This window comes from Paraplanobispora takensis (assembly GCF_016863195.1).
GTDB classification, from domain to species: Bacteria; Actinomycetota; Actinomycetes; order Streptosporangiales; family Streptosporangiaceae; genus Planobispora; species Planobispora takensis.
Genome location: NZ_BOOK01000019.1, coordinates 1 through 18,933 on the forward strand (window position 1 = coordinate 1; position 18,933 = coordinate 18,933).

At 73.0% G+C, this 18,933-nt stretch carries 17 protein-coding genes; 10 read left to right on the forward strand and 7 right to left on the reverse strand.

Features of this window, described 5'->3' with window-relative positions:
* Window positions 1-21: 21 nt before the first annotated feature.
* Window positions 22-375 carry an STAS domain-containing protein gene (locus Pta02_RS14220; RefSeq protein WP_203875274.1) on the reverse strand — a complete coding sequence of 118 codons (354 nt, stop codon included), beginning with the start codon at window positions 373-375 and terminating at the stop codon, window positions 22-24.
* A 58-nt stretch (window positions 376-433) separates the two neighbouring features.
* Entirely contained in the window at window positions 434-1,927 is a 1,494-nt protein-coding gene (locus tag Pta02_RS14225; protein ID WP_203875275.1) for an LCP family protein, read from the reverse strand.
* A 64-nt stretch (window positions 1,928-1,991) separates the two neighbouring features.
* On the opposite strand from Pta02_RS14225, the gene Pta02_RS14230 reads away from it, so the two are divergent.
* The gene (locus Pta02_RS14230) at window positions 1,992-3,014 is read left to right on the forward strand and encodes a glycosyltransferase family 2 protein (protein ID WP_203875308.1); all 1,023 of its coding nucleotides are present in this window, start codon (window positions 1,992-1,994) and stop codon (window positions 3,012-3,014) included.
* Window positions 3,015-3,187: 173 nt separating this feature from the next.
* Here the strand turns inward: Pta02_RS14230 and Pta02_RS41190 are convergent, their stop codons facing one another.
* On the reverse strand, window positions 3,188-3,970 hold the full coding sequence (locus Pta02_RS41190; protein WP_307837468.1) for an IspD/TarI family cytidylyltransferase: 783 nt from the start codon (window positions 3,968-3,970) through the stop codon (window positions 3,188-3,190).
* A gap of 285 nt (window positions 3,971-4,255) precedes the next feature.
* Between Pta02_RS41190 and Pta02_RS14240 the strand changes: the two genes are divergently transcribed.
* The 7 genes from Pta02_RS14240 to Pta02_RS14270 all read left to right on the forward strand — a co-directional run bounded on the left by Pta02_RS14240 (window position 4,256) and on the right by Pta02_RS14270 (window position 11,119).
* Window positions 4,256-5,845, forward strand: a complete 1,590-nt coding sequence (locus tag Pta02_RS14240; protein WP_203875277.1) for a CDP-alcohol phosphatidyltransferase family protein — start codon at window positions 4,256-4,258, stop codon at window positions 5,843-5,845.
* Window positions 5,845-6,495, forward strand: coding sequence for a DUF5941 domain-containing protein (locus Pta02_RS41900; protein ID WP_203875278.1), 651 nt, complete (start codon window positions 5,845-5,847; stop codon window positions 6,493-6,495). Before Pta02_RS14240 ends, Pta02_RS41900 begins: the two co-directional genes overlap by 1 nt.
* Window positions 6,496-6,598: 103 nt before the next feature.
* Window positions 6,599-7,333: a phosphocholine cytidylyltransferase family protein gene (locus tag Pta02_RS14250; protein WP_203875279.1), complete on the forward strand. Its 735-nt coding sequence runs from the start codon at window positions 6,599-6,601 to the stop codon at window positions 7,331-7,333.
* A 5-nt stretch (window positions 7,334-7,338) separates the two neighbouring features.
* Window positions 7,339-8,379 (forward strand): iron-containing alcohol dehydrogenase family protein, encoded by a 1,041-nt coding sequence (locus tag Pta02_RS14255; RefSeq protein WP_203875309.1) that lies wholly within the window; start codon window positions 7,339-7,341, stop codon window positions 8,377-8,379.
* Complete coding sequence (locus tag Pta02_RS14260) at window positions 8,357-9,124, forward strand: CDP-alcohol phosphatidyltransferase family protein (protein ID WP_203875280.1); 768 nt, start codon at window positions 8,357-8,359, stop codon at window positions 9,122-9,124. The genes Pta02_RS14255 and Pta02_RS14260 overlap by 23 nt, the downstream gene beginning before the upstream one ends.
* A 205-nt stretch (window positions 9,125-9,329) precedes the next feature.
* Window positions 9,330-10,211: a glycosyltransferase family 2 protein gene (locus tag Pta02_RS14265; protein ID WP_203875310.1), complete on the forward strand. Its 882-nt coding sequence runs from the start codon at window positions 9,330-9,332 to the stop codon at window positions 10,209-10,211.
* A gap of 32 nt (window positions 10,212-10,243) precedes the next feature.
* A complete protein-coding gene (locus Pta02_RS14270) occupies window positions 10,244-11,119 on the forward strand; it encodes a sugar kinase (RefSeq protein WP_203875281.1) in 876 nt (291 codons plus the stop codon).
* Between the two features lie 24 nt (window positions 11,120-11,143).
* Here Pta02_RS14270 and Pta02_RS14275 read toward each other — a convergent pair whose 3' ends face one another.
* The 3 genes from Pta02_RS14275 to Pta02_RS14285 form a co-directional block, all read right to left on the reverse strand.
* Window positions 11,144-11,875 (reverse strand): acetoacetate decarboxylase family protein, encoded by a 732-nt coding sequence (locus tag Pta02_RS14275; RefSeq protein WP_203875282.1) that lies wholly within the window; start codon window positions 11,873-11,875, stop codon window positions 11,144-11,146.
* Complete coding sequence (locus Pta02_RS14280) at window positions 11,860-12,990, reverse strand: glycosyltransferase family 4 protein (RefSeq protein ID WP_203875283.1); 1,131 nt, start codon at window positions 12,988-12,990, stop codon at window positions 11,860-11,862. Before Pta02_RS14280 ends, Pta02_RS14275 begins: the two co-directional genes overlap by 16 nt.
* A gap of 136 nt (window positions 12,991-13,126) precedes the next feature.
* The gene (locus Pta02_RS14285) at window positions 13,127-14,752 is read right to left on the reverse strand and encodes an alpha/beta hydrolase (protein WP_203875284.1); all 1,626 of its coding nucleotides are present in this window, start codon (window positions 14,750-14,752) and stop codon (window positions 13,127-13,129) included.
* 382 nt (window positions 14,753-15,134) lie between these two features.
* Here Pta02_RS14285 and Pta02_RS14290 point away from each other — a divergent pair, with 382 nt between their 5' ends.
* Window positions 15,135-16,463: a sensor histidine kinase gene (locus tag Pta02_RS14290; protein WP_203875285.1), complete on the forward strand. Its 1,329-nt coding sequence runs from the start codon at window positions 15,135-15,137 to the stop codon at window positions 16,461-16,463.
* Window positions 16,460-17,122 (forward strand): response regulator, encoded by a 663-nt coding sequence (locus Pta02_RS14295; protein ID WP_203875286.1) that lies wholly within the window; start codon window positions 16,460-16,462, stop codon window positions 17,120-17,122. Before Pta02_RS14290 ends, Pta02_RS14295 begins: the two co-directional genes overlap by 4 nt.
* Before the next feature lie 22 nt (window positions 17,123-17,144).
* Here the strand turns inward: Pta02_RS14295 and Pta02_RS14300 are convergent, their stop codons facing one another.
* Complete coding sequence (locus Pta02_RS14300; RefSeq protein ID WP_203875287.1) at window positions 17,145-18,800, reverse strand: acyltransferase family protein; 1,656 nt, start codon at window positions 18,798-18,800, stop codon at window positions 17,145-17,147.
* Window positions 18,801-18,933 lie beyond the last annotated feature (133 nt).

Sequence of the window (18,933 nt, forward strand, 5' to 3'; positions counted from 1 at the left end):
TGAGCTGCACAGACGGGTCGCTCAGGCGGCGACGTCCTCGACGGCCTCGTGAAGGCTGCTGCGGGTCTCGAAGTGGCGGTCGAGGCTGGTGATCGCCAGCAGGCGGCTGATCATTCCCGAGTCCACCACGAGGATGAGACGGCCCTGGACGTCCCTCGTACCGGAGAGCGCGCCCACCAGCACGCCCAGGCCCACCGAGTCGCAGAACGGCACCCGGGTCAGGTCCAGTACAAGGCAGGGATGCTCAGAGCTCTCCAGGATCCGGTCGATCTCGGCGGTGAGCCGGGGGGCTACCACCATGTCCAGCTCCCCCTCGGCGCGGACCACCGTACAAGGGCCGTCCTGCCACGTCTGGATGTCGAATGCCGGAACCACGATCATCACCTCCGCACCGTTCCACCTGCCCGGCGGTCCGGAGGTTATGCAATCTGAATCATTTTTTACAGATGTTCTGGGTGGCGGTCCTGGCCGTCGGCGAGGCGGTCGGGGAGGGCGCGGGGGTGGCCTGCCCCGCGGGCTCGTCGACGGTGACCTTCTTGACCCCGGAGTATTCCTGACCGGCGATGACCTCGATCCGGTCGCCGAGATCGTCGATCAGGCGGAGGTCCGCGTCCGGGAGGGCGGCGGCCAGCGTCCTGGCGGAGTCCGCGCGGCCGGGGCCGTACCGGATGACCGTCCGCTTGTGGTCCCTGCGCTGGGTGTCCCCGGCGGACTCGGGGACGAGGAAGCCGGCCTTCAGCAGGTCGTTCCTGGTGCGCGCGCCGAGGCCGGTGATCAGGGTGCCGTTGAGCACCTTGACGGCGATCCGCGAGGGCGGCACGGTCAGCGCGGTGGCCGAGGGGGTCGGCTTCGCGGTGGCCGTCGCCTTGGGCTTGGCGGGCTCGGTCAGGGCCTCGTCCGCGGCGATCCTGCGGAACAGCTCCCGGGCGGCGGGCTTGTCCCACAGGACGGCGGACTCGCCGGTGGGCGTCCGGTAGTCGACATCGGCGATCGGGACGGTGGCGAAGGCCACGTCGTCGGTGGAGACGTCCTTGAGCTGGTCGGCCAGGCCGAGCAGGTCCTTGCGGAGCGCGTCGTCCACCCGCAGCGTGCCGAGGGTGGTGTCGACGAACCGGGCGAGCTTGACCGGGTTGGTCAGGGTGTCGCCGCTCAGCGCCTGGTTGAGCAGGGCGGAGATGACCTGCTGCTGGCGGTCGATGCGGTCGAGGTCGGAGCGGGCGGTGGCGCGGGTGCGGGCGTAGGCCAGGGCCCTGACGCCGTCGAGGGAGTAGGTGCCCGGCTGCAGCGACAGGGCGGTCTTCGGGTCGTTGATCGCGACGGGGGTGCAGACCGAGACGCCGCCGAGCGCGTCGACCACGTTGATGAAGCCCAGGACGTTGACCTCGACGTAGTGGTGGATCGTCAGCCCCGTGACGTTCTGGACGGTGCGCGTGGTGAGCTTGGGCCCGCCGAGCTGGTAGGCGGAGTTGATCTTGTGCTCGCCCTTGCCGGGGATCGTCGTCCAGGTGTCGCGGGGCAGGCTGACCACGGTGACCTTGCGGTGGTCCTCCGACAGGTGGATCACCATCATGGTGTCGGTCCGCTCGCCGGTCTCACGGCCGAGCTTGAGCTGGTTCTGCTGCTTGCGGGTGAGGTCGTCGCGCCTGTCCACGCCGACGAGCAGGATGTTCATCGCGCCGGTGGACTGCGCTCCGGGCACGCCCGCGTCGACGGAGCGGACCTTGTTCGCCGCGTAGCTGGACAGCGACCACGCGGCGCCGGAGCCGGCCAGGACCACCGCGGAGAGCGTGCCCGCGACGATCAGGTTGCGCCGCCGGGAGCGGGGGTTCTTGAGGGGTCTGCGAGCGCGCCGGGGAGTCACCCGGACGTTGCCGTAGGCGTCGCCGCCCACGTGCACACCCGAGTCCTCGTCTTCCGGGTCGCGCATCAGCCCCCCTAGGCTCCATCTGGGTCGATGAGGTACCCGTTCGTACAGTAGCGTGAGCGACGCCATGAAGCAGTTCCCCGACTCGCCCTCGCCGGCGCCGTCTTCCGAGACCCGCGTCTGGCCCCCCATCTCCGTCGTCATCCCGGTGCTGAACGAGGAGCGCCACCTGCGGGAGGCGGTCAGCCAGGTCCTGTCGCAGAAATACGCGGGACCGATCGAGGTCGTCCTCGCGATCGGCCCCTCCAAGGACCGCACCCAGGAGGTCGCCGACGCGATCGCGGCCGAGGATCCCCGGGTGACCGTGGTCCCCAATCCCACCGGCCGTACGCCCAACGCGCTCAACGCCGCCATCGCCGCCTCCCGCAACGGGATCATCGCGCGGGTGGACGGCCACGCCATGCTCCCGGAGGACTATCTCCGGGTCGCGGTGGAGACGCTCGAGGAGACCGGCGCCGACAACGTGGGCGGCGTCATGGCCGCCGAGGGCGTCACGTCCTTCGAGCGGGCCGTGGCCCGCGCGATGACCTCGAAGATAGGCGTCGGCGGCGCGCGGTTCCACACCGGCGGCACCGCGGGCCCGGCCGACACCGTCTACCTGGGAGTCTTCCGCCGGGAGGCGCTGGAGCGGGTCGGCGGCTACGACGAGCACTTCCAGCGGGCCCAGGACTGGGAGATGAACCACCGCATCCGCGAGACGGGCGGCCTGGTCTGGTTCCAGCCCCGGATGCGCGTCTCCTACCGGCCGCGGCCCGACCTCAGGGCCCTGGCCAAGCAGTACTTCCACTACGGCCGCTGGCGGCGCGTGGTCGCCCGCACCCACGAGGGCACGATCAACATGCGCTACCTGGCGCCGCCCACGGCGGTGGTGGCCATGCTGGCCGGGCTGGCCGTCTCGCCCTTCTTCTGGCCGGGCCTGCTGGTGCCGGGCGGTTACGTCGCGGCGATCCTCGCGGGGTCGGCGGTGACCGGCAGCGGCCTGCCCCCGGCCGCGCTGGTACGGCTCCCGCTCGTCTACGCCACCATGCACATCTCGTGGGGCTGGGGCTTCCTGACCAGCCCGTCGAGCCTGGGCAAGTCCGGCTCCTAGGGAGCGCGCCCCGCCCGGCGGGCGGGGCTCCGGCTCTCGGCGGCTCTCGGCGGTCCCGGGCGCCCTGCTGTTCGGTGCCCTGGTGTCGTGGGAAGCCTGATGCTCGGGTGCCGTGGAGCGGGCCGGTGTCGTGGGCGGCCCGCCCGCCGTACCACCCTCCGCTGCTCCGGGACCTACTCCTCCAGCCCCGCGCCGGCTGCCAGGAGCGTCTCGGCGACCAGGACGTCCACGGGGTGGGTGACCTTCATGTTGCGCTCGCTGCCCGGCACGATGCGGATCGGCACGTCGGGCAGATAGCGCAGCACGACGCCGCAGTCGTCGGTGGCCTGCCGCCCGGCGAAGGCGGGGTCGGCGAAGGCCCGCTCGTAGGCTTCGCGGATCACCGGCAGCCGGAAGCACTGCGGCGTCTGGGCGCGCCAGATCCGCGCGCGGTCCGGCACCTCGCTGACGATCTCGCCCTCTCCGCGCGGTCCCGGTGCGGTCACCACGACCGTGTCCGAACTGGGGATCGCCACCTCCACCGCCGGGTGGACCCGCAGCGCCGCCACGCAGTCGGTGATGATGCGCGGCTCCAGCAAGGGCCGGGCGGCGTCGTGCAGGAGCACGTCGCAGTCCTGCCCGTCCAGCGCCCGAAGAGCCCGCCAGGTGGTCTCGGTACGGCTGGCGCCGCCTTCCAGGACCCGGCCGACCTTCGTGAACCCGCTGCGGGCGACGAGCCGCTCCACCTCTCCGGTGAAACCGGGGGTCATCAGCACGAGGACCTCGTCGATCTCCGGCGCGCCGTCGAACGCGGCGATCGCGTGCTCGATGATCGTCCTGCCGCCGATCTCGATGAGCTGCTTGGGCGTGTCCCGGCCGACGCGCTGGCCGACCCCGCCGGCGAGGACGACCCCGACGGAGCGGCGGCGTGGTTCGGGCGAGGCCGGCGCGGAAGAGGCCGGTTCGAGAGAGGTCAAGGCGGGCTTCCTCCGAGCGGGTCCGTGTAGGGCGAGGGTAACGGGTGATCGCCGAGGCCCCGGGCGGAGGCGCCGCCGGCGCCGGACGCGGCCGTCCTCTCCCCGGTCGCGACGCCGTACGGTCTCACTCCCACGGCGCCGTACGGCCGCACTTCCGCGGCGTCGTACGACGCACTCCACATGCCGTACGGCCGCGCTCCCGTGATATCGCGTCAGGATCTCGCTACGCTGGGTGCGCACTCCCCGATTCGCGCGGCGATTTCGCCGGATGCGAAGGAGACACGCTTGCATGACACCACATCTTCCTTATCCGTCCCTCCCGAGTCCGGCACTCCTCGGACGGCCGTCGTCGTGCTCGCCACCACCGCCGCGGCGAAGCTGCGCTGCGCCGACGGCACCCTGCTCGACCGGCTGACCGGCCAGCTCGCGGCCTTCCCGATCCGGGACGTGCACGTGGTGGCCCGCTCCGGCGACTTCGTCCGCTCCGCCGACGGGTCCTACCTGATCGGGTCGGACGGCTCGCAGGGGGTCGCCGACGACCTGCGCAGGATCGCCCGGGTGGCCAGGACGGCCAGCGGCCCGGTCGCCGTGCTGGTGGGCGACCTGGTGGCCCACGACGGGGCGCTCGCGGCGCTCCTGGCCCATCCGTCGCGCGGCACCGGCGCCGTGGTGGCCGCCGACGGCGACGACTCCGGCCCGCTGCGCCCGCCGGTCCGCGTCGAGGGCGGCCGGGTGGTCGCCGCGGGCAGCTCCTTCCACCAGGTCACCGGGGCCAACGGCACCTTCCGGGGTGTGCTGCAGATCGGCGAGACGGACCTGGGCAGCCTCGCGCTGATCGCGGACAGGCTGGCCGGGCTGGCCGACGCGAGCGACCTCGGCGTGATCGACGGCGCCGAGGCCGGGGACCTGCTCCTGGTCGGGCTGGTGCGCGCGGGCGTGACCGTCCGCGCGGCGGGGCTGGGGCGGCTGCACTGCGACAGGGTGGCCGGGCAGGTCGCCGCGGACGCGGCCCTGCAGCGGGTGGCCGAGGTCGACGAGACCCGCGCCCGGCTGGACGAGGCGATCAAGTCCGACGACGGCTTCTTCACCACCTACTTCGTCAGCTCCTGGTCCCGCCACCTGGTCGCGCTGGCGGCCTGGCTGCGGCTGACCCCCAACGCGGTCACCGGGATCTCCGCCGGGCTGGCCCTGCTGGCGGCGGTCTGGTTCTCCGCCGGCACCCGCGCCGCGCTGGTGGCCGGGGCGATCCTGCTCTACCTGTCCTTCGTCTTCGACTGCGTGGACGGCCAGCTCGCCCGCTACACGCGCACCTTCTCCCCGCTCGGCTCGTGGCTGGACGCCACCTCCGACCGGGTCAAGGAGTACACCGTCTACGCGGGTCTCGCCTTCGGCTACGTCGCCGCCGCGGGCCCCGGCGCGACCACGGAGATCTGGGCCCTGGCCGTGGCCGCGATGATCCTCCAGGCGCTCCGCCACATGATCGACTTCTCCTACGCCGACGCCCGCGCCGACGTGGGCCGGGCGCGCGCCGCCCGGACGGGGGCGGCCGTCCCGCTGACCGCCCAGGGTGACACCCGCGGCCCGCTGGTCCCGGCCCAGGCGCAGTCCGCCGAGCAGGAGCACTCCCCGCCGCCCGCGCCGGAGGCCCCCGGCCGCACCGGTGTCGTCGTACGGCTCTCGCGCCGGCTGGAGCAGGACGCCTTCACCCGCTGGATCAAGAAGATCGTCATCCTGCCCATCGGGGAGCGGATGGCGCTGATCGCGGTGACCGCGGCGGTCTTCGACGCGAGGGTGACCTTCGTCGCCCTCCTGGGCTGGGGCGGCCTGGCCGCCCTCTACACGCTGGCCGGCAGGATGGGCAGGTCGTTCGGGTGATGGCGGAGTTCTCCGGGACGCCCAAGCTGTCGGTGCACATGACGCCGGTGCCGCGCGGCGCCGTGGTGGCCTACCGCGACGACGGCGTGGCCTCCCGCGCGATGGGCGCGCTGGTGGCCGGGCAGCTGCCGCCGCTGCCGCCGGTGCTCGTCGGCACCTTCGTGACCGCCGTGCTGCTGAGCGTCGGGGTGGCCGGGACCGACGACGGGCTGGCGGTGTTCGCCCCGGCCGTGGCGCTGCTGCTGGCCGGGCCCGGCAGCTCCCACCCGCACGACGGGCGGCTCGACTGGATGATCCCGCCGATCCTGCGCCTGACCGAGTACGGCTTCGCCGCGATGGCGGGCTTCGCGCACGGGGTGCCGCCGTGGTTGATCTTCCTGTTGCTGGGCGCGCTGGTCTTCCACCACTACGACGTCGTCTACCGGGTGCGCCAGCACGTCTACCCGCCGGCCTGGCTGGCCACGGCCGGTCTCGGCTGGGACGGGCGGATGCTGGTGCTCGCGCTGGGCGGCCTCACCGGGCAGATGACACTGGTCTTCGCCCTTCTCGCGCTCTACCTGTGGGCCCTGTTCGGCTGGGAGAGCCTCACCTGCTGGCTGGCCACTCCGCGCTCCGGAGTGGACTCCGCCGAGCTCGGCGCACACGATTGAGAACGCCCGGCAAACCCCGGATTACACGATCAGGGTCCAAAGGCAACTAACCTTTGGGGCCAGGAGTGCCCGCCGAGGGGCTCATTCGAACGAGGAGTGCACGTTGCTGGGAATGGTGCTGGCCGCCGGGGCCGGACGACGCCTGCGGCCGTACACCGACACGCTGCCCAAGGCGCTCGTGCCGGTCGACGGTGACACCACGATCATGGACATCTCGCTGCGGAACCTCGCGGCGGCCGACCTCCGTGACGTCGTGGTCATCGTGGGCTACCAGGCGCAGGCCGTACACGAGCGCAAGGCCGAGCTGGAGCGGCGGCACGGTGTGAAGCTCACCCTCGTGCACAACGACAAGGCCGAGGAGTGGAACAACGCCTACTCCCTGTGGTGTGCGCGCGACTACTTCGACCAGGGCGTGCTGCTGGTCAACGGCGACACCGTGCACCCGGTCTCGGTCGAGCACACGCTCCTGTCGGCGCCGGCCACCAGCGACATCCTGCTCGCGGTCGACGACGTCAAGAAGCTCGCCGACGAGGAGATGAAGGTCACCCTCGACGGCGACGGTCACCTGCAGCGGATCACCAAGCTGATGGACCCGGCCGCCGCCGCGGGTGAGTACATCGGCGCGACCCTGATCCGCCCGGGCATCGGCGGGCGCCTGGCCGACGCGCTCCAGGCCACCTTCGAGCGCGACCCGCAGCTGTACTACGAGGACGGCTACCAGGAGCTGGTCGCCCGCGGCGAGAAGATCGCGATCGCCCCGATCGGCGATGTCTCCTGGGTCGAGGTGGACAACCACGACGACCTCGCCAAGGCGCGGGAGATCGCGTGCCGATACTAGCCAGGATGCTGCCCGCCCCGCTGACCATGGAGGTGCGGCGGGGCGCCATCGCGCAGCTGGGCTCGCTGCTGGCCGACAGCCGGGTGGCGACCTCCGGCCGGGTGGCGGTGGCGGTGGGCGCGGGCCAGGGCGACCGGATCGCCTCGGTGATCGCGCCCTCCCTGGGGGAGGCCCAGGTCTTCCGGGTGCCGGACGGGTCGGTCGACGCGGCCGTGACGCTGGGCGCCGATCTGCGCAAGGGCGCCTACGAGGCGCTCGTCGGCATCGGCGGCGGCAAGACGATCGACGCGACGAAGTACGCCGCCTCGCTCGCCGGGATCCCGATGGTGGCGGTGGCCACCAACCTGTCGCACGACGGGATCTGCTCGCCGGTGGCGTCGCTGACCCACGAGAGCGGCAAGGGCTCCTTCGGCGTGCCCATGCCGCTGGCCATCGTGGTCGACCTCGACTTCGTGCACGACGCGCCGCCGTCGCTGGTCCGCTCCGGCGTCGGCGACGTGGTGAGCAACCTGTCGGCGATCGAGGACTGGCAGCTGGGCAACGCCGAGCGGGGCGAGCCGATCGACGGCCTGGCCTGTTCGATGGCCCGCACCGCGGCCGAGGCGGTGGTCGGCAGGCGCGACTCGATCGAGTCCGACGCCTTCCTGACCGTCCTGGCCGAGGCGCTGATCCTGTCCGGGATGTCGATGGTCATCGCCGGGTCATCCCGTCCATCCAGCGGCGGGGATCATGAGATCCTTCATGCCGTGGACCAGCTTTTCCCCGGCACCTCCAACCACGGCGAGCTCGCCGGGATCGGTGCCGCCTTCTGCTTCTTCCTCCGCGAGGACCAGCGGAGGCTGACCCAGGCCGTCGACTGCCTGCGTCAGCACGAGCTGCCGGTCACCCCCGTTGACGTCGGGCTGACCGCCGAGCAGTTCACCCAGGCCGTCATGCTGGCGCCCTCGACCCGCCCCGGGCGTTACACGATCCTGGAGCACCTGCGCCTGTCGGAGTCGGAGATCAGGGATCGGGTGGAGGACTATGTCCGGGCCGTCGGTCGCTGAGCTGCGCGCGGTCGCCCAGCCGCCCTCGACCATGGAGCGCGGCAGCGGAGAGCACTGGGCCGGCGTGCTCTACATGCGCAAACTGTCGATCTACGTCACCTGGTTCCTCGCCAAGACGCCGATCACGCCCAACCAGGCCACCTGGCTGATGATCCTGTGCGGCCTGGCGGCGGGCGGCGTCATGGCGCTGCCGGGCCTGTGGGCGGCGGTGGGCGCGGCCCTGCTGGTCCAGCTCTACCTGCTGCTCGACTGCTCCGACGGCGAGCTGGCCCGGTGGACGAGGCGGACCTCCATCACCGGCGTCTACCTCGACCGGGTCGGCCACTACTTCGCCGAGGCGGCCCTGCTGATCGGGCTGGGCTTCCGGGCCTCGGAGACCCTGCCCGACTGGTACACCGTGGCGGGCTTCGCCGCGGCGCTCGGCGCGATCCTGATCAAGGCCGAGACCGACCTGGTCGACGTGGCGCGGGCCCGCTCCGGGCTGGTGGCGGCGACCGAGTCCTCGGCCGAGCAGTTCCGCTCGCGGGGGCTGGGCCTGGCCAGGAAGGCCGCGGCGGCGCTGCGCTTCCACCGGATCGTCCAGGCGGTGGAGCTGTCGCTCCTGGTGGTGGCGGCCGCGGTCTGGGACGCCGTCGGCGGCGGGCTGACCGCGACCCGGGTGCTGACGGTGGCCTGCGTGGCGGTCGCCGTGCTCCAGATGGTCCTGCACCTCGTCAGCATCCTGGCGTCCCGGCGGCTCTCATGAGGAACCGGACGGCGTCCCGGCGCGTCGTAAGTGCGAACATCCCTCGCAGTTCACTGTTCGGTGGGTGTTCGTTGACGGTTCCGATACGCTTGTCCTCTGGTAAATCAGAGACCCGCACCTCCGCCAGCATTTCCCGATCCAGCAGACTCGGTGATCATGAAAGTATGTTCCGCACGTGCTCTCGACGCGTCAAGGCGATGACCCGTTGAAGATCTCGTGCGTCATCCTCACCATGGGCAACCGGGTCCCCGAGCTGGGCCGGGCGGTCGAGTCCGCCCTGAACCAGGACGACGGCGACGTCGAGGTGGTCATCGTCGGCAACGGCGCGGACGTCCCGGAGCTGTCGGTCTCCGTGCCCCCCGGCTCCTCGGCCTCGATCAAGACGGTGCGCCTGGCGCACAACACCGGCATCCCGGCCGGCCGCAACCGCGGCGTCGAGGAGTGCTCCGGTGACGTGGTGCTCTTCCTCGACGACGACGGCTGGTACGGGGCGATGGACGTCGTCTCCCACCTGCGCGAGCGCTTCTCCACCGAGCACGACCTCGCGGTCGTCTCCTTCCGGGTGATGGACCCCGACGGCGGCGTCGGTCAGCGCCGCCACGTCCCCCGCCTGCGGGCGGGGGACCCCGAGCGCTCCTCCCCGGTCACCACCTTCCTCGGCGGCGCCTGCGCGATCAGGCGCTCCGCCTTCCTCCAGGTCGGCGGCCTGCCCGAGCGGTTCTTCTACGCCCACGAGGAGACCGACCTGGCCTGGCGGCTGCTCGGCGAGGGCTACCGCATCGAATACGACGCCCAGACCGTCATGTACCACCCGCAGGTCCCCCCGACCCGCCACGCCGATTTCTACCGCCTCAACGCGCGCAACCGCGTATGGCTGGCGCGTCGTAACCTGCCCTGGTCCCTGGCGGTCCTCTATCTTCTCAACTGGGTGGTCCTCACTCTGCTGCGCGAGCGCTCCCTGCCGGCCCTGCGGGCCTGGTTCAAGGGCTTCGGCGAGGGACTGCGCGAACCCGCGGGGGAGCGCCGGCCCATGGGCTGGAAGACGGCTTGGCGCATGCTCAGACTGGGCCGGCCACCCATCGTCTGAATCGGGTACGGCCGGCGCGAAAGGGTCTCGGCGTGGACGTCTACACCCTTGGCGAGGCTTTCGGCGTCGTCACCAGCGGCCGGATCCGCCACGAGCACGAGGCGCGACTGGATGTGACCGGGGCCGAGCTGCCCGTGGCCGTCGGGATGGCCAGGCTCGGGCACACGGTGAGCTGGCTGGGCAAGGTGGGCGACGACGAGCTGGGCTGCCGGATCCTTTCGGCGCTGCGCGGCGAGGGCGTGGACGTCTCCGACGCCCGGGTGGAGGAGGGCTCCCCGACCGGGATGATCCTGAAGGAGTCGCGCACCGGGCAGGCGGCCAGGCTCACCTACTATCCGACGGCCGTACGGCTGGCGCAGGGCAACGTCCCGGTGGACCGGGTCACCCAGGCCTCCATCCTGCACGTCAGCGGCATCACCGCCGCGCTGAACGCGCGTGACGCCATGAACGCCGCGGTGCGGACCGCGCGGATCGCCGGGGTGACCGTCTCGGTGTCGGTCGACTACGACGAACGGCTCTGGCCCGACCTGCGGGAGGCCGAGGAGGTCCTCAACGTGCTGGCCTGCGCCGCCGACGTCCTGTTCGTCCGGCAGAGCGAGCTGGACCTGGTCAAGCCCGCGCTCACCGGCGACCGGGAGGTCATCGTGAACCGGGGCCTCCGGGGCGCGAGCGTGCGGGTGAACGGCGTGCGGCACGACGCGCCCGGCCTGAACGCGCCCGTGGTCGATCCCGGGGGCTCCGGACCGGCCTTCGTGGCCGGCTATCTCAGCGCGCTGCTGGAGCAGCTGCACCCGGCCGACCGCCTGCGGCGCGGCGCGCTGGTGGCCGCCTTCGCGGCCTCGGGCCCGAGCGACTGGCAGTCGCTGCCCACCCGGGAGGAACTGCCCCTGCTGGAGGTCGACCGATAGCGACCCCGGGCCCCCGGCCCCCGGTCACAGCTCCTTGGCCTCGCCGAAGGACATCGAGGTGCGCGAGACCGTGGCGGACACCAGGGCGCGCTTGGGCAGGCCGAGCTCGCTGAGCTCCTTGGCGACGGGGTGGTTGCCCAGGCGGATCAGGGCCCCGCCGGGGCGGGCCCGCACCCCGCGCGGGGAGAGCGACCAGGGGATGCGGCGGGTGACGCCGTCCAGGTGGCTGTAGGCGTCGAGACGGGCCGTCCTGCCGAGCACGGGGACGCCGGGCTTGATCAGCAGGTCCAGCACCAGGCGGCCGTCCTTGCGCACGATGCAGCGCTTGTACGGCGAGGCCAGGCGCAGGTCGATGCCGGCCATCTCCTTGGGGAAGCCCCAGATGGTCCGGCCGGCCTCCAGGGTGAAGCCCTGGTCGACCGGGAGCCAGTGGACGAAGGTCCCCGCCCCGGCCGTGCGCAGCTCGGACAGGCCCGCGAGCAGGCCCCTGCGCGGCGCGGGACCCGCCTCGGGCGGCCGGACCAGGAAGGTGACCCCGAACTCGTGGTAGGCGTCCAGGTCGCCGTCGGCGTAGTCGATGAACGCCAGCGCGCAGACGGCCCGGCCGGGCAGGACCTCGGCGACGTCCAGTCCCGAGTAGGCGATGACCGCCCGTGCCGCGTCGGCCCGCACCAGATAGGAGGCGGTGCAGACCGTGGCCTGCCGGACCCGCACCGGGATGGTCACGTCGCGGCCTTGGATCAGATGGCGTGCCATGGTTCAAGTAGACCAATCCCACGGCCCGACGTCACGGTTTTACCGGCCCATTCCTCCAGCAGGGCGACGAACTCCCCCGCCTGCTCGGGCCAGTCGTAGCGCTGCGACGCCTCGGCGTGCCCTCGCGCCCCCATCGCCGCGGCGGCCCCGGGATCCTCCCGCAGTCCCAGCACCGCCCCCACCGCCGCGTCCACGTCGCCGAAGGGCACCACGAGGCCGCAGTCCGCCCCGCCGACCAGGGCGGCCGCGGCCGGGAGCGGGGTGGTGACCACCGGCACGCCCCTGGCCATGTACTCCACGACCTTGGCGGGCATCGCCTGCCGGTGGGCGGGGGTGTCGTGCAGGAGCGAAAGGCCGGCCAGGGCTCCCTCGGCCATCCGGAGGGCGTGCCGGTTGGGGACGTACCCGTACCAGTCCAGCACGCCCTCCCGCTGCGCGTCCCGCAGCAGCGGGCGCACGTCCTCGTCGGCGGCGCCGACGAGGTCCAGCCTGATCCCGTGCGGGAGCAGCCGCCGTGCCAGCTCGACCAGCTCCGCCGCGCCCCTGGCCCGGGAGACGCGGCCCACGTAGATCACCCGGTTGCGGCCGGGCACGGCGGGGAGGCGGCGGGGCACGTAGGTGGTGTTGGGGACGACGGGGTGGGGCAGGGCGAACCGCTCCCGGTGGGCCTCCTCGGCCAGGATCAGGTGCAGGCGGCGCTCGGCGCGGGTCTCGGCCCGGCGGACCAGCGCGGACAGCGCCCGCCGCAGGACGGGCGGCAGGCCGGGGTCGGCGGCGATCACGGCGGCGGTGTCCTCGTGCACGTCCCAGACGGTGGCCGGGCGGCGCCTGGGCAGCCGGGACAGCAGCTCGATGTCGTGGACGACCAGCAGGTCGGCGCCCTGGACCCCGCGCTTCAGCGCCCCGCGGGCGGCGTTGAGCGCGCGGCGCCGGTGGCGTCCCGTCGCGCGGGGCACGTCGACGGCCCGGATCCCCGGGTCGGGGGTGACGTTGCAGTCGGTGAAGGGGGCGACGTAGGTGATGTCGTGCCCGGCCTCCAGGAGCGTCCGGATCTGCCGGTGCATGATCCGGGCATCTTCCGGGTGATGAACGATCGTCCCGACACATACCCGCATGCGTGAACCTGCCTTCCGGAAGGGGTGCGGTTCAGCAGCGATGCTAGGTGTGAGCTGGCACGACGGGCGGAAGCGGAAGTGTCGCCCATATGAACGACTCCAGTCCTTTGAGGGGCATCCCGCCCGCCGGGCCCGGTCACCGGGTGGATCCGCCGCCGGAGGACGGCCCGCCGGGGCAGGAGGCGTCGGCGGCGGGCAGGACGCCCCCGACCAGATAGCGGTCGACGAACCTGTCGATGCAGGCGTCACGGGGGGAGAACAGCCCGCCGTACACGGTGTGGCGGAAGGCGCCCCGCAGGGTGACCATGCGGGAGCCGGTCAGGGCCCGGTGCGCGGCCAGCTGCCCCCGGTAGACGGCGCCCGGGTCGCCGGTGGCGCCCACCATCAGGAGCGGGACGTCGTTGCGGACCTCGGTGGGCGGTTCGGCGGGGGAGACCGGCCAGAACGAGCAGGGGGTGAGGTTGCGGGTCAGCGGGCCGAACAGCGGCTCGTCGGCGCGATGGGCCCGGATGTCGCGGTAGTGGACCCGCGGGTCGCGGGAGGCCGCCCGGTCCGCGCACATGATCGCTGTCTGGACTGCGGCGGTCCCGTCGTCCGGGGCGGACAGGCCTTCCAGGACCGCCTCCAGGGTCGGGGTGGGAGTGACCGCGCGCCCGCGTGCGGCCTCGCGCAGAACCCGGACGTCGGCGGCGAAACCGGCGTAGACCTGCGGGCTGTCCCCGGCGGTGATGTGGAACAGCGCCATGGGCAGCAGGCGGCTGTCGACCCGGTGACGGCCGACCCGCAGCGGGGCGCGGCCGGCCGCCCGGTTGATCCGGTTCACGGTGGCCAGCACCTCGGCCGTGGTGGCGCCCAGGCCGTAGCGGCCGTGGCGCGCGGCCGTCCAGGCCGCCCAGTCCCTCAGGAGCGCGTTCAGGGCCGGGCCCTGCGTCCGCGTCAGGCCGGGGCCGTAGCGGGCGGGGTCCAGGACGCTGTCGAGGACGACCCGGTCGGCGCGCCGGGGGAACAGCTGGAGGTAGACCGCACCCAGATAGGTGCCGTACGACGAGCCGAGATAGGAGATCCTCTGTTCGCCGAGGGCGGCCCGGATCACGTCCATGTCCCGGGCGGTGTTGCGGGTGGAGATGTGCGGCAGCACGTCCCGGTGCGCGGCGCAGCGCGACGCCAGGTCCCTGGCCACCGCCGCGCTCCGCTCGAAGGTGCGCCGGTCCGGTCCGGCGGAGCCGACGACGCCGGTGGGCCACCGGCAGTTCAGAGGGGTGCTGCGGCCGACGAACCGGGGGTCCATGCCGATCAGGTCGTAGCGGGCCGCGACGGCGGGCGCGGCCCTCTTGACCTGGAGCACGAGGGACATCGCGGGGACGCCAGGACCTCCGGGGTTGTACAGCAGCGTCCCCCGGCGGCGCCCGGAGTCGGCCGCCTTCAGGCGGGACACGGCCACCGTGACGGTCCGCCCGTCCGGACGGCCGTAGTCCAGCGGTACGGTCACCTCGGCGCACCGGGCCTTCGCCTCGTCCAGTTCCTTGCCGGCGGCGTCGTCGGGACCGGTCCGGCAGCGGTGCCAGGTGATCTCCTGCTCCAGGAACCGCTCCAGCCCCCTGTCCCCGGCCGCCGCCGGCACGCCGTCCCCGCGGGCCGCCCCGGCGACCGCCGGCACGCCGTACCGGTGGGCCGTCCCCGCGGAGGCGGGCGCACCGCTCACGGTCGCACCCGTCAGGGCCGCCACCGCGACCCCGGCCGCGGCCATTCTCCGTCCACGCATCGAATCCCCTTCTCGTACTGTCCGGAACGCGACCGGATCACGGCGCGCGGGCGCCTTCCCGGCCATCCGCACGACCCATGGACCGCGGGCCGCGCGACGACCCGTACGAAGTTAGGCGGCACCGCCGGCCCGGCGCGTCAGCCTCCGGTCGGGTTCACCGGACCCGTGCGCGTCCCCGGGCCCGCGCCGTGCGCCGTCGGCCCGCACGCCTCTGATCAGCGCTTTCTCCCCGGGAGAGTGCGCCGGAGGGGAGGAGGACCTACGACTCCGGGGGGATGCGGCCCGGCGCCGCGCGGGTTCGCGTCCCGCCCGGAATGTCGGGAGCCGACTATCTTGTCGCCATGGTCCGAGCACACCGTCTCCCGCTCGTGCGCGGCGGCACATGAGATACGCCGCCTTCGCCTCCGCGCAGACGACGCGACCGGTACGGAGCCTGCTGCGGGAGGGCGCCCGGCTGCCGCCCGTGGTGTTCGACGCGCTGCTGGCCGTTGTGATCTTCTTCCTGGGCGTCGGCCTCAACGGCGCGGTCTACCAGGGCCCGCCGGGGCCCCTGATCCTCCACACGGCGCTGGCGGTGCCGCTGGCGTGGCGGCGCCGGGCGCCCCTGACGGTGTTCTGCGCGGTGGCCGCCGCGGCCTTCGCCCAGTGGCTGGCCGACATCCAGCTGCTGACCGACGTGGCGCTGCTGGTCGCCCTGTACACGGTGGCCGCGCACTCCACCTGGCGCCGCACCCTCGCCGCCGCGGCCGTCGTCGAGACCGGCATCCTGCTGGCCGCGGCGCGCTGGGCGGCTCCCCAGGGCGGGTTCCTCACCAGCGTCGTCTTCCTGACGGCAGTGGCCGCGGCCGTCGCCGTCACCGGTGTGAACACCCGGATCAGGCGCGCCTACCTCGCGTCCCTGGAGGATCGCGCGGTCCGCCTGGAGCGCGAGCGCGACCAGCGGACCCGGCTCGCGGTCGCCGAAGAGCGGGCCCGCATCGCCCGCGAGGTGCACGACATCGTCACCCACAACCTGTCCGTCATGGTCGCGCTCGCCGACGGGGCGGTCTTCGCGCAGCACAGCTCTCCCGACAGGGCGAGCGCCGCCATGCGCCAGATCTCCGGCACCGGGCGGCAGGCCCTCACCGACATGCGGCGCTCCCTGGGCGTCCTGCGGGCCGACGAGCCGGACGCGCTGCGCCACCCGATGCCGGGCATCGCGCAGCTGGAGTCCCTGGCCGGCCGCATGCGCGCGGCCGGGCTGGCGACCCGCCTCGGCCTGGAGGGCGATCCCGCCCCCGTACCCGCCGCCGCCCAGCTCACCGTCTACCGCCTGGTGCAGGAGGCCCTGACCAACACCCTCAAGCACGCCCCGCCCGGCACCCGTGCCGAGGTCCGGGTCCGCTGCGCTCCCGGCGCGGTCACCGTCGAGGTCACCGACGAGGTCACCGACGACGGCCGTACGGCACGAGCCGCCGGCCCGCCGCCCGGGCGCGGCGTCTCCGGCACGCGGGAGCGGGTCCCCGGGCACGGGCTCTCCGGCCTGCGGGACCAGACCTCCGGGCGCGGCGTCTCCGGCACGGGGGAGCGGGTCCCCGGGCACGGCATCGCGGGCATGCGCGAACGCGCCGCCGCCTATGGCGGGACCCTGGAGGCCGGTCCTCTGCCGGGAGGCGGCTGGCGGGTCTCGGCCACCCTCGGCCTCGGCTCCGTCGCGGACGGTGCCGCGTGACGATCCGCATCCTGCTCGCCGACGACGAGCCCCTGCTCCGCATGGCGTTCACCATGGTCATCGAGGCCCAGCCGGACATGGAGACGGTCGGCGAGGCCGGCGACGGGGCCGAGGCCGTACGGCTCGCCCGGCGGCTGCGCCCCGACGTCGTCCTGATGGACGTGCGCATGCCGGGAACCGACGGGATCGAGGCGACCGGCCGGATCGTCCGGGACTGCCGGCGGACCCGGGTCCTGATCCTCACCACCTTCGACCTCGACGAGTACGCCTTCGCGGGGCTGCGCGCCGGGGCCTCCGGGTTCCTGCTCAAGAACGCCCTGCCGGAGGAACTGCTGGCGGCGATCCGGAACGTCGCCGCCGGCGACGCTGTGGTCTCCCCGCGGATCACCCGCCGCCTGCTGGAGACCTTCGCCCACCAGATCCCCACCGGAGCCGCCCCGGCGGACGACGGGCGGCTGGAGCGGCTCACGGCCCGCGAGCGGGAGGTGCTCGTCGAGGTGGCCCGCGGCCTGTCCAACGCCGAGATCGCCGCCGGGCTGCACCTCGCGGAGGCCACCGTGAAGACGCACCTGGGCCGGATCCTGCTGAAGCTGGGCCTGCGCGACCGGGTGCAGGCGGTGGTCTTCGCCTACGAGAACCGGCTCATCCGCCCGGCGTGAGAGGCGGCGGGCGGGACGAACCCTACCGGGGGAACCGCAGGCTCTCCCCGGCCGGAGGCACGGCCGCCGGCGCCTGAGCGGGGGAGCCCTGCCCCTGGGAGGGGGATGTCTGCGTGGGGGACGTCTGCGTGGGGGACGTCTGCGCGGGGGACGTATGCGCGGGGGACTCTGAGGGACGCCGGTAGAGCCAGACCAGGCGGGGCTCCAGCAGCCACTTGAAGAGCGTGCGGGTCTCCGGCAGGCACAGCACGATGGCCAGCGCCACCGAGCTCGACATGATGGCCATCACGCCCAGCGGCCCGTGCAGCCAGGAGAAGCTCAGCCAGCCCTGGTCCTTGGCGATGAGCACCACGACGCCGTGGAGCAGGTAGGCGTAGAGCGTGCGGGTGCCCAGGTCGGAGAACCAGGTCTCACGACGGGGCACCAGGGCCAGCAGCGCGAACGTCAGCACCAGGGCCGCCACCAGGATGGCCCCGCGCACGCCGAGCCCGATCCACCAGTCGACGCCCATCTTCTTGAAGCTGTAGCGGAAGTAGACCGGCTTGAGGCTGATGTGCGGGGCGATGAAGATCGCCACAGCCACGGCGCCCGCGACCACGACGCCCGAGGTGATCCGTACCCAGAGCGGCTTGAGCAGGTCGAAGTGCTCGGGCTTGAGCATCATGCCCAGCACGTAGAACGGGAGCAGGCCGAAGAAGCGGTCGAGACTGAAGTCGCCGGAGATCTCCGAGAACCCGGCCATCATGTAGATGACCACCGCGACCAGCAGGGGTTGCCGCATCCGGGTCCAGATGGGCGAGGAGATCCGCCACAGCACCAGGGCCAGCAGATACCAGTTCAGCCAGGCCGGGTCGATGATCGTGAGCGTCCACTTCTGGCCCAGCGCGTAGCGGAGCAGCGCGTAGCCGATCTCCACGATCACGTACGGCACCAGCATGGTGTCGACGAGCTTGTTGATCTTCGCGTTGGAGTTCCAGAAGTTCCGGCCCAGATAGCCGCTGATCAGCACGAACGCCGGCATGTGGAAGGTGTAGACGAACAGGTACGCGGACTTGGCCGAGTGCGTGTCCAGCGTGGGCACCAGCGAGTGCCCGACCACCACCATGGCGATCAGGACGAACTTCACGTTGTCGAGGTACGGCTCGCGCTTCTTCCTGACGGGGGGAGCCGGGGGCTCCTCCTCGGGAAGACGGCCGTCGCCGGCGGGGCGCTCCGGCTCGTGCGGCGCGCTCCGGGGAGCGGGCGCCGCCTGCCACTCCTGGCTGCTCTCCCAGTAGGAGAAGGGCCTCTCGCCGGACGGCGCCCGGCCGGGCGCGGGCTGCGGGACCGGGAGCCCTCCGAGATCCAGCGGACCGGACGGCTGGGGCTCCTGATAGGGCGGGTATCCCCACGCGGTGACCTCGCCCGGGGCCTCCTCCTCGCGCCGCCTGCGGCCGCGCCCGGAGACCGTCGGCCCGGAGCCGGGCAGCTCCGGCCACGAGGGCTGGGGCCCGGAGGGGTGGGCGGGCTCGGGTGGCTCCGGCCACGAGGAGTGGGGTCCGGAGGACTGCACGGGATCGGGCATCGGCCACGGGGCGGGCTTCCGGTCCTGCCGGGCGGCGGACCAGCCGGAGACGTCGCCGGGGACGTCGTCGCCGTTGGAGGCCGGGACCGAAAAGGGGGATCGGGTGTCGCTCACGAGGGGAATGCTCAGCTATCTGTCGGAGGCGGAACAGGTCGTCGGACACACTGGCAAGATCCCCGGGGCGCGGCCGTGTGGGACTCGCCTCACCGACCTGCCCACCCTAAACCGCTTCCGCACCACCTGTCGC